We start from the raw sequence: 355 nt of genomic DNA, 5'->3' as shown, positions 1-355 counted from the left end.
GGGTAACGCGGCGGGTTCATGTTCTTGGACGAGATGTCCACGCTGGCCTGGATGTCGACCGGCGGGGCGGGCGGAGCCGGCGGGGCCGGCGGCGTCACCACGTCATTCGGGCGCGGTTCCGGCACGTCGATCACCGGGGCTTCCGGCGGCGGCGGCAGCGGCGAGGGCTTCGGCGGCGCCAGGTTCTTGACCGGCGGCGGCGGGATGTCCTGCGGCGGCGGCGGCGGCGGTGGCGGCGGCGGCGGCGGGGCGTCAACCAGCGTCACCATGACGTTGCGTTCCTTCTCCGCAGCGGCCTTCGGGGCCACGGCCGGGATCAGAAGCATCATCAGGGCTGCCAAGTGCAGTGCGATTA

General features: G+C 73.2%; 1 pseudogene. It reads right to left on the bottom strand.

From position 1 onward, the window contains the following. Positions 1-355 (bottom strand): annotated as a pseudogene (locus VA603_RS00195) (energy transducer TonB); the annotation flags it as partial.

The organism is Stenotrophomonas capsici (assembly GCF_034961085.1).
GTDB classification, from domain to species: Bacteria; Pseudomonadota; Gammaproteobacteria; order Xanthomonadales; family Xanthomonadaceae; genus Stenotrophomonas; species Stenotrophomonas capsici.
Note: the sequence above shows the minus strand (reverse complement) of the source record. Positions and strands in the feature narration are given on the sequence as shown.